The sequence below is a fragment of the Segatella sp. genome (assembly GCF_977051555.1).
On sequence record NZ_CDRSSE010000009.1, the window covers coordinates 81,522 to 90,655 of the forward strand.

At 46.1% G+C, this 9,134-nt stretch carries 7 protein-coding genes; 3 read left to right on the forward strand and 4 right to left on the reverse strand.

Features of this window, described 5'->3' with window-relative positions; translation table 11 throughout:
* Positions 1-14: 14 nt before the first annotated feature.
* Together ACWJAO_RS03900 and ACWJAO_RS03905 are read left to right on the forward strand one after the other, a co-directional pair.
* Entirely contained in the window at positions 15-3,233 is a 3,219-nt protein-coding gene (locus ACWJAO_RS03900; protein WP_449139318.1) for a GLUG motif-containing protein, read from the forward strand.
* Positions 3,234-3,245: 12 nt separating this feature from the next.
* The gene (locus tag ACWJAO_RS03905) at positions 3,246-3,377 is read left to right on the forward strand and encodes a hypothetical protein (protein ID WP_287577678.1); all 132 of its coding nucleotides are present in this window, start codon (positions 3,246-3,248) and stop codon (positions 3,375-3,377) included.
* 118 nt (positions 3,378-3,495) lie between these two features.
* On the opposite strand, the gene ACWJAO_RS03910 is transcribed toward ACWJAO_RS03905, so the two are convergent.
* The 3 genes from ACWJAO_RS03910 to ACWJAO_RS03920 form a co-directional block, all read right to left on the reverse strand.
* On the reverse strand, positions 3,496-4,881 hold the full coding sequence (locus ACWJAO_RS03910; protein WP_449139319.1) for an ATP-binding protein: 1,386 nt from the start codon (positions 4,879-4,881) through the stop codon (positions 3,496-3,498).
* 296 nt (positions 4,882-5,177) lie between these two features.
* Complete coding sequence (locus ACWJAO_RS03915; RefSeq protein WP_006846942.1) at positions 5,178-5,387, reverse strand: DUF4248 domain-containing protein; 210 nt, start codon at positions 5,385-5,387, stop codon at positions 5,178-5,180.
* A 331-nt stretch (positions 5,388-5,718) separates the two neighbouring features.
* A complete protein-coding gene (locus ACWJAO_RS03920; RefSeq protein WP_449139320.1) occupies positions 5,719-7,764 on the reverse strand; it encodes a VapE domain-containing protein in 2,046 nt (681 codons plus the stop codon).
* A 181-nt stretch (positions 7,765-7,945) separates the two neighbouring features.
* Here ACWJAO_RS03920 and ACWJAO_RS03925 point away from each other — a divergent pair, with 181 nt between their 5' ends.
* Positions 7,946-8,083, forward strand: a complete 138-nt coding sequence (locus ACWJAO_RS03925; RefSeq protein WP_181975242.1) for a hypothetical protein — start codon at positions 7,946-7,948, stop codon at positions 8,081-8,083.
* 270 nt (positions 8,084-8,353) lie between these two features.
* Here the strand turns inward: ACWJAO_RS03925 and ACWJAO_RS03930 are convergent.
* Positions 8,354-9,134: ATP-binding protein (locus ACWJAO_RS03930; protein ID WP_449139321.1), on the reverse strand; the 781-nt coding region annotated here is incomplete at its 5' end.

Here is a 9,134-nt window from a genome sequence, read left to right on the forward strand (position 1 = left end):
TATCCTCATGCCTTATGGGGGGGGCATGGGCACAGACAACGAAGCGGCCTGCCAGTGGTAATGGCGAAGTAGACAGTCCTTACATCATCACCACAGCTGAGGAATTAAAGTGGTTCCGCGATGAGGTGAATCGTGGAAGAAATAATATCTGCGCAAAGATAGCAGATAATGTTGAGGTCATTGACATGAGTACAGTATGTCATGCGGCTGATAAGTCTCAAAACTTAGAAGAAGTGAGCTGGGAGCCTATTGGAAATACTACTAACAAATACATGGGCACTTTCGATGGAAATAACAAGACCATCACCAACCTTTATATCAATGCAAACCAAGAATATTCGGGGCTTTTCGGTTATACCTATATAAGCACAATCAAAAACCTAACCTTTGTGAATGCAAATGTGACAAATACGAACTCTTTTACAGGAATTTTGGTTGGCTATGGATATGGAGGCACCTATCAAAATATCATGACATCAACAAGTTGTGAGGTTAATGGCGGTGATGGAACTGGCGGTATTGCAGGTAAACTTGCGGGTAACGCATACAACTGCGTGAACTACGCCACGGTACAAGGAAAAGAACAGGTCGGCGGTCTTTTTAGCAGCTACGACTCAAGTAAATCCATAACCGCCTGTGCCAACTATGGAAAGGTAACGGCATCAAGTCTGTGGGTAGGTGGCTTGGTTGGCTATTTCAAAAGCGGAACAATCCAAGACTGCGCCAACTATGGAGATGTAAAAGGTGCAAATTGTGTTGCTGGCATGGTTGGTTTTGTAGACCAAGGCAAGATACAGAACGTGTTCAGCTATGGCAATGTTTCTGCCACGATGAGCACGCAAAATATAGGCATGGCTTTTGGCTCTGGCTCTGGGACCACTGAAGGCATGGTGGCATATTATAGTGGCGCAAAGCTGACAGCAAACGGCCAAGAGAAAGATGTTAAAGCCTTCGGAAGCGGCACGCCTTCAGAAGATAACGCAACAGGATTTACAGAAGCTCAGCTGAAAAGCGGTGTTGTTGCCTATCAGCTCCAGCAAAACGCTTCGAGCGAAGCAAAATGGGGACAAAATCTGACTAATGATGGAGACTTCTATCCTGTCATTGGTTCGGAGCATACAGTTTATGCAGATAATTCACTTGTAAATTGCAAGACACACGAGAAAATCTCAGGTAGTTTCACCAACAATCCTTCCAGTTCCGCAATCAGGTATAAACACGGAGCGACAATTCACCACGCTGCAGCAAACGCTACTTGCACAGAGGCGGCAACCAAGGAATATTGGCAATGCCAAGACTGCCAAAGGATATATTCCGACTGCCAATTGACAGTGGAATTGACTGATGTAACGGACGCAGAGCATCCTGCCCTTGGACACGACAACAATGAGGATGGTTATTGCAAGCGTTGCCAGCATTATGTGGCTGTGAAGCCTTCACAGGAAAATGGGGTGTACCTGATAGCCAAACCTTGCCACTTGGCTTGGTTCCGTGACTATGTGAACGGAACTATCGTGGACAAAGGCGAAGTAGCTGGAACTACTCACCCTTCAGCATCTGCCAAGTTGACTGCGGATATCAACCTTACCAACTACTGCCATGCGGCAGAAGACGGAAAGGAACTCTTGAGCTGGATTCCGATAGGCAATTACTCTAATCGTTGGAAGGGAAATATGAACGGTCAGGGACACACCATCTCCAACCTCTATATCAAGACAGCACAAAACTATGTGGGGCTTTTCGGCTATACTGAACGTGCGACTATCCAAGACCTTATCTTTGACTATGCCAAGGTGGAGAATGTGAACACGACAAACACGAAGACAGATTACACCGGTATCTTGGCAGGATATGCAGACGGGGTTTCTCCATCACATATAAGGGGCATTAAAACCACTAACAATTGTACTGTAATAGGACAAGAACATACTGGCGGTATTGTTGGAGGGGCCGGAATAAATCTCGAAAACTGCGAGAATCACTCCAGCGTGAAGGGCACGAGCGATGTAGGCGGAATTGCTGGTTCTAGCACTTATGAAAACATCAAGTGCTGCACCAATTACGGAACCGTTGAAAACAATAATAGCTATATTGGTGGAATAATAGGGTATGCTTGGTACACAAGTATCGAAGATTGCGCCAACTATGGCAAGATTACAAGCACAGGTTGGAAAGCCGGTGGCATAGCAGGACAAACGTTTGGTAACAGCAGAATCCAGAATGTGTTCAGTTATGGAGATGTGACGAATACAAATGACAAACCAGGAATCATAATAGGTTATGTAAGAGGTACACTAACCGCAAAGGGCATTGTAGCTTACAACAAGGAGGCATTGCTGAATAACTCATTTGTGGACATCAATAATATAGTTGGTACAGGAACTCTGACTTTCGACGACGGAAAGGTAGAAGCTGACGTGGTCAAGGCTTTCACCAAACAGCAGATAGAGAGCGGTGAGGTGGCTTATTTGCTTGCCGAAGGCAAAGTATTAGGCGAGCAGGTATGGGGACAGCAGTTAGGCAAGGACCAATATCCCGTTCCCGGCTCTGACTATAAAGTAATCAAGGCTGCACAGGGCGACAAGGATGCAAATGGCAACGATACATATTGGGCAACATTCAGCAATCAGACAAACGATGTAACCCTTTCTGTTCCATCAGAATCAGGCAGAACGCTTAATGTCTATAACGCAACGGTAAGCGGTGGCAAGCTGACATTGACACAACGCAGCGACTACCAAGTGGCAAAGGAAGAGGGTGTGCTACTGAAGACTAACGGAGAGTATGTCAATGCAAAGGCAAACGAGACAAATGACTTGACAAAAGTTTCCTCTGATGTCAACCACCTTGTGGCTACACCAGCTGAAGCTCAGATTGTAACAGCAGCTGGTTGTAAACTCTATCGTCTCACATATAATAAAGCAGAAAAAAAAGAAGGTCTCGGCTTCTACCTCGGTGTGGACGACGGAACAAGCCTCAAAGCTACTCCAGGAAAGGCTTATCTGCAAATATCTGAAAAAGAAGCAAAAGACCCATCATCGGCAGCACCCGCTCGCAGCTTTGTATTCGGTGGCGGCAACGAGACAACAGGCATAGAGGGAATCACCATTATGGGTACTGACGTGCAGCGTCATGGCACTATTGAAGGAATCTTCGACCTCCAAGGTAGAAAGATAGTCAATCCGACAAAGGGCATATACATCAAGAACAACAAGAAAGTAGTAATCAAATAAAAATAGCACAATATGAAGAAAGAATATATAAAACCAGAAATGCAGGTGCATGAGATAAAAGCCCAACAGTTGCTGGCAGGGTCAGAAACTCCTGGTTTCAATAATGGACAAAGTCCAGAAGATGGAAATGAAGATATGTGGTAAAGTCCTAAGCTGACAGGAATACCAATCATCTGAAAATAATTATCAACCCATACTTTGCGGTTGTTCCAAGGGTCTATACACCTCGACAAAAGGGTGTATAGACCCTTTTTCTGTTGTTTTATGGTGTTGCTATTTTCATCTCCGTATCAACGCTTAGTTTGCACAAATTACTCATTGCATAGAGTGGAATTACATCTACATGGCGAATGGCATCCTGGGATTCTTTATCAACATACTCAAACTCTCCGAAATTCTCTAGGGATGTACGAACAGCATGATGAAGAGCCTTCTTTCTCATGAATAGCCATAAGCTTTGCATGCTACCCCTGGTAGTGGCTTTCACTTCTATCGGTAAAACCATACCATCCTTGGCTTCCAGAAAATCAATCTCAGCATTGGTCCCTCTTGACAAATTCTGCCAATAATACATTTCTGCCTTCTGGAAACAGTCGTGGTTCTTGACGAGTTCCAAACCAGCAAACATTTCTGATGCAGCACCTTTATTGACGAAATCAACATCCGAAGCTAAAAGTACATTGGCAGCAGGAGTACCCAACATGGTTTGCATCAGTCCCAAATCCAAGAAAAGATATTTCCTGTAGCTGTCATTCTCTTCAGCTCCAAGTGGAACGCCATTTCCATCACTATGGGTCACCGGCTTTATGAGTCCTGCCAAGGTCAATAAATGAAGTACGTCTTTGATAACCGAAGAATGAACATCATCGGCCACCTGCCTATAGACAAACTTACTGCCAGCCTGCAAAGCTACGGAACGCAAAACCTTTCTCAATAAAGCCGGAGATACACGCGACTTGTACTTGGCAAAATCATCCTGATAGGTATCCAGGATATCATTATGGACATGAGTGCATTCTATGTAACTGTTAGTCTCTATCCATTCTGTAACTGCGGCAGGCATACCACCCACCAGATAGAAAGTCTTCAACTGGTCCACCAGTTTATTATGAACGGCCTCTGGAAGCGGAGATGAGGGTGAAGCCTGCTGCTTGTAACTCACCGTGGTATCTAGTCCCTGTGCCATGAGAAATTCATCAAAGGAAAAAGGGTACATATAGAGTGAGCGTATTCTACCCACTCCAAAGGAAGGCAGTTCTTCTAAGGTGAATTCCAACAAAGAGCCAGCAGCGATGACATGCAGTTCCGGATAATCTTCTTTGAAATAACGGAGCGACATGATTGCTTCCTGGCTCACTTGTATCTCGTCTATGAAGAGCAGTGTTTCACCAGGTATCACTGGGATGCCGGTAGTGGCACTTATGCCTTCACACGTTCTATGCACGTCAATATCCTTTGAAAAGAGTCCTCTTATGGATGGCTGGCTCTCCAGATTGATCTCTACAAAGTACTTGAATTCTTTACCAAAGTGGCGCACAGCAGAAGATTTTCCTACTTGTCTGGCTCCACGTATCAGCAGCGGTTTTCTTCTTTGAGAAGCCTTCCACTCCAGGAGTTTTTTATCTATAATTCGCTTGTAATATGTCATTTTGTATAATTTATTGATTTACAGTGCAAAGATACAACTTTTATCCAAAAGTCAAGGCAAACAATAGTTAATTTTATCCAAAAGTCAAGGCTAAAATAATGGCTTTTTATCCAAAAGTCAAGGCTAAGAGCCTAAAACTTGTAGCAGTTCCCCAAAATCGATGCAGCATTCTCGCTTGAGGCGGATTGCAAATCCGCAAGGAAATAGGTCGAGCCTTTTTTGACGTCGGATTGCAAATCCGCCGGAACGCCTAGCGGGGGTGCGTTTCTTCTTTACGTCTGGTGTAGGAAACAGGGTTAGGGCTCACCGAGGAAGTAGAGGATGTAGGAGACTTGCATCGGGGTGAACTCCTTGCAGTTCTTGCCGTAACCGGTGGCGGCGAGCTTCTGGAGAAGGTCGGGGATGCGCTGGATCCATCGCATCAGGTGAGCACTGGCTACCGCTGGAGTAGCATCGGGAAAATACAGAAGAGCTAGCTCTTGCTTGGTATAACTTCTTAAATCCATAGTTTTGTCTGATTTTTATGAGGGTTAATGAATGAGAGTGCGGTTCATAAGCTACTGACTTTTGCATCGTAAGTCTCTGACTTTTTCATCGTAAGTCTCTGACTTTTGCACCGTAAGTCCTTGGTTTCCGTTTCGGAAGTAACTGGCTTCCGGGTGACAGGGTGACAGGGGTGACAGGGAATTCTGAAGATTTACTCTCGCGCGGGCAGGCAGGAAAAATCAGGCCGAAAGTTCCTGCCTGCCCGCGTGCGAGGCGAAATGTTGAAAAACTCGTGTCACCGTGTCACCGTGTCACCCTGAACCGGATGGAACCGATGGTTTGGAGGAACGGCTAGAAGGGGGCATCATCATCGCATTGCGGCGGGTTGATGCAGACGGATACCTGGTAAGCCTTGATTTCCTCGGCTGTACGGACGATTGCCCTGTAACCACGACTGTGCTTGGTGCGCATCTTTTCGAATCCGAGATCATTGAAAGCCTTGCCCAGTTTCGAACTGTTCAGCTTCTGGGAGAGGTTGCAACTGATGATCTGCATCGCTCTGGCTATGGACACGAACTCCCCTGTCTCCGCCTCCGTTGGCTTTCGGAAGTAGAGATCCACAAGTTCCTGTTCTAGTCTGGGCGCCTCAAAAGCGCGGTTGTGCCGGTTCTGCTTTTCTATCTCCTCATCGGTGAACCAGTAGCGGAAATCACTCTTGTAGAGGGTGTAAGCCTGGGCGTAGATGCCTTCGTAATTGAACGGATGCTCACGGGGCGAGAGGATGCTCTCTATCTCGTAGGGCAACCAGCGACGGTTACCGGTAGGGTCGCTCAAAAACTCGGGATTGTTGCCCGTGCCGCAGAAGGTGTTGATATGCTTGCGCTGCTCCGCATAATGGCCGTATGCCGCCCTTTCGTTGGTATACTGCATCGTTACCACAGCCTTCAGCTGGTTCAGTTCCGACGGACTCATCGTGTCGAGCTCTTCATAACAGATGAGTGCATACTGCGAAAGGGCGATGATATCATCCTTCGTCATGCGTCTGGCATTCGCCTTCGTATAGAAGTATTGCTTCAGTTCCGGCGGCAGGAGATAGTTGAACCAGGTGGTCTTGTAGGCACCCTGTCTGCCGATGAACACCAGGATGACATTGTTGACGGCACCTTCGTCTATCCATCCTGCTATCATCGCCACGAGCCATTTCCTGAGGGCTTCACAGAAGGGCATCACGGGGTCTCCCTTCATCTTTACCGTGGCAGCGAGTTCGGCAATATAGTCCTTGTCGCCTTCCTGCCAGGGTGGGAGATTCTCCAGATAATCGGTGAAGGGATTGTAGGGCGGGGTATAGTCGCTCTCGATGACATTGATCATGTCGCTCTTGCTCACCCTTGCGGTTAGCGACATGTTGCTCCATTGCGTATTCAGATCGCGGTCCTGGAGGATTCGCCATTTCCCCTTCAGATACTCGTAGCGCAGGGTGATGAGGTTGAAGCGGAGTTTGATATGCCCGTCGAGGAAGTCTTTGATTTCATCTACGGTGGCATAGGGAATCTTTCCGGTTTCAGCCTTCGTCTTCTGTGGGTGAGTGGTGTTGTCGTAGCACGATTTGAACACCTGTTCTACGTCGTCGTATTCGGGAAACTGCCTGATAGCCCACTGGGTGGCTTCTTTCCTGTCGTACCGTTTCTTAGCCATCATGTAGCCCACCCGCATCACATACTGGTTGTGGTTGCCGGGTTCGTACCTGATTTTTTCGCTTTCCAGCTTGGGTTTGACGATCTGCTCATAGTAGTCGGCGATGCGTTCCTGTTTCTTTTTCTTCTGGGCGGTCTTGAGCGTAGCGGAATGGAAATGGCTGATTTCCTCGGCGCTGAAGGCTGTGGCTTCAGGATTGAAATAGACTTCGGGGTCGTAGGCGAGTCCGCTGAGCCTTGTGATGTTCTTGCAGAGCGGATCGCTTTCCTTGCCGATGAGATGCGCGTAGTAGTCGTTTCCCATGGCGAAGGCGGCGGGATAATCATCGCCTTCGTAGCGGTAGATGACGCGCAGTCCGTTGCCGCTCATGGTAACGTAGCAGAGCAGGGTGTGGGCATCGTGGCAGATTCTCTCTTTGAGCGAGCGCAGGGTGCCGTCATCCGGTTTTTCTGTGATGTGGTCGAAGTCGACCAGTGACAGATGTGTGAGGCTCCGGATGTTGTCCTTGCCTTTTCCGCCTTCGAAGATGCAGGCTACGGCGAAGAGGGGTGCATCGTGCTTGTACGACTTATTACCCGTTTTCCGGTAAGACTCGGTGAAAAACCTGAGTTTCTCATCTTTCTTCATGAAGGTTACCAGGCCTTCCAACTGGCCAGGTGAAGGAATCTTGCTGGCCATGTTAATGAATGTACTGATGTTCATAATCTCCTAAAAATATTATATTGTTTATACAATATATGTATCGGTTATTCGTTTCCTTATAGGTAAGCAGATTGTTGAATCTGTTTTACATGGTGCAAAGATAATAAAAAGAAAATAAAAAAGAGTTCCCGTAGTGGGAACTCGTATACAATAATTATAAACAATTTTAAAAAATTAAGTAATGAAGATTGTTAATTTTGAAGCAGACAACAGCCGTTTCGGTGTTGTTCTGAGTGAAGTGATGAAGAACCATCATGTATCTGGTTCTGATCTGATGTTTTATGCTGGGATGCATAAGGAAAACATTTTTGCAATCTAAAAGGGTAAGGGCGATTATCGGCTCAGTGTTTATGTGAGGATTGTTTCTGCTCTTCGGTACTTTATCGAAGACTCGGCAGAATACGCCCGAGTGAAGCAACGCCTTATCGAAGCAGCCTTCGATGATGGTTACTTTTATAACAGATAATTCTTTTGAATTGGATTTTTAAATTAAAAAGTGGAATCCGGCGGTTGTCGGATTCCACTGATATCGTATTTTCACCCTGTGCGGCTGGAATTTCAGATGAATGCCTGATATCCAAAATTTGTTTCAGTTGTATGTTTCCAAATATCCTCTTGCACCATATAATGGTACATTGGTAATATCGTCCTGTTCCCGATAGTCGCTCATCGAAAAGCGCAGGCCTTTCATGCCGGGATTTTTGGCAATAGTCATTTTCAAAGACTTTGACTGAAGATTCTCCTCTGCCTTTACTTCTACCGGTATGACCTGCATTCCTACCTGAATAACAAAGTCAAGTTCCAACTGGCTGTTTTCCTTACTATAATAATATATAGGAATCTGGTGCAGCGATTCCAGCTGACAGCAAACGAAGTTTTCCGTAAAATCACCTTTCCCGGTATTGTCATTACTAGGAAGCAGAAGCAAGGCTGGCGGAGTTTTACTCATAGCCCCCAGCAGTCCACAATCCAAGAGATACAATTTGAAGGCACTGATATCCTCATGAATCTTCAGAGGAAGCCCCAAAGTCTTAACCCTACTGATTTTATATACCAGTCCTGCATCTATGAGCCATTGGATTGCCAACTCATAATCCTTGGCTCTGGCACCTTGTTTTACAATACCATAGATGAACTTTTTATTCTCTTTGGCTAGTTGGGAAGGGATGGAGTTCCATACCTGGTTGATTCTTACTACCTGCTCTTTTGGTGCATGCTTGGAAATGTCTTTTTCGTAGGCCCGAATAATTTCCTCCTGTACTTCCCTTACGGCATTTGCATCATTGGTTTCTATGAACTTATTTACGGCTTCGGGCATACCGCCAACAAGGTAATATTCACGAAGATGCTGAATATAGAGTGTTCTGAGC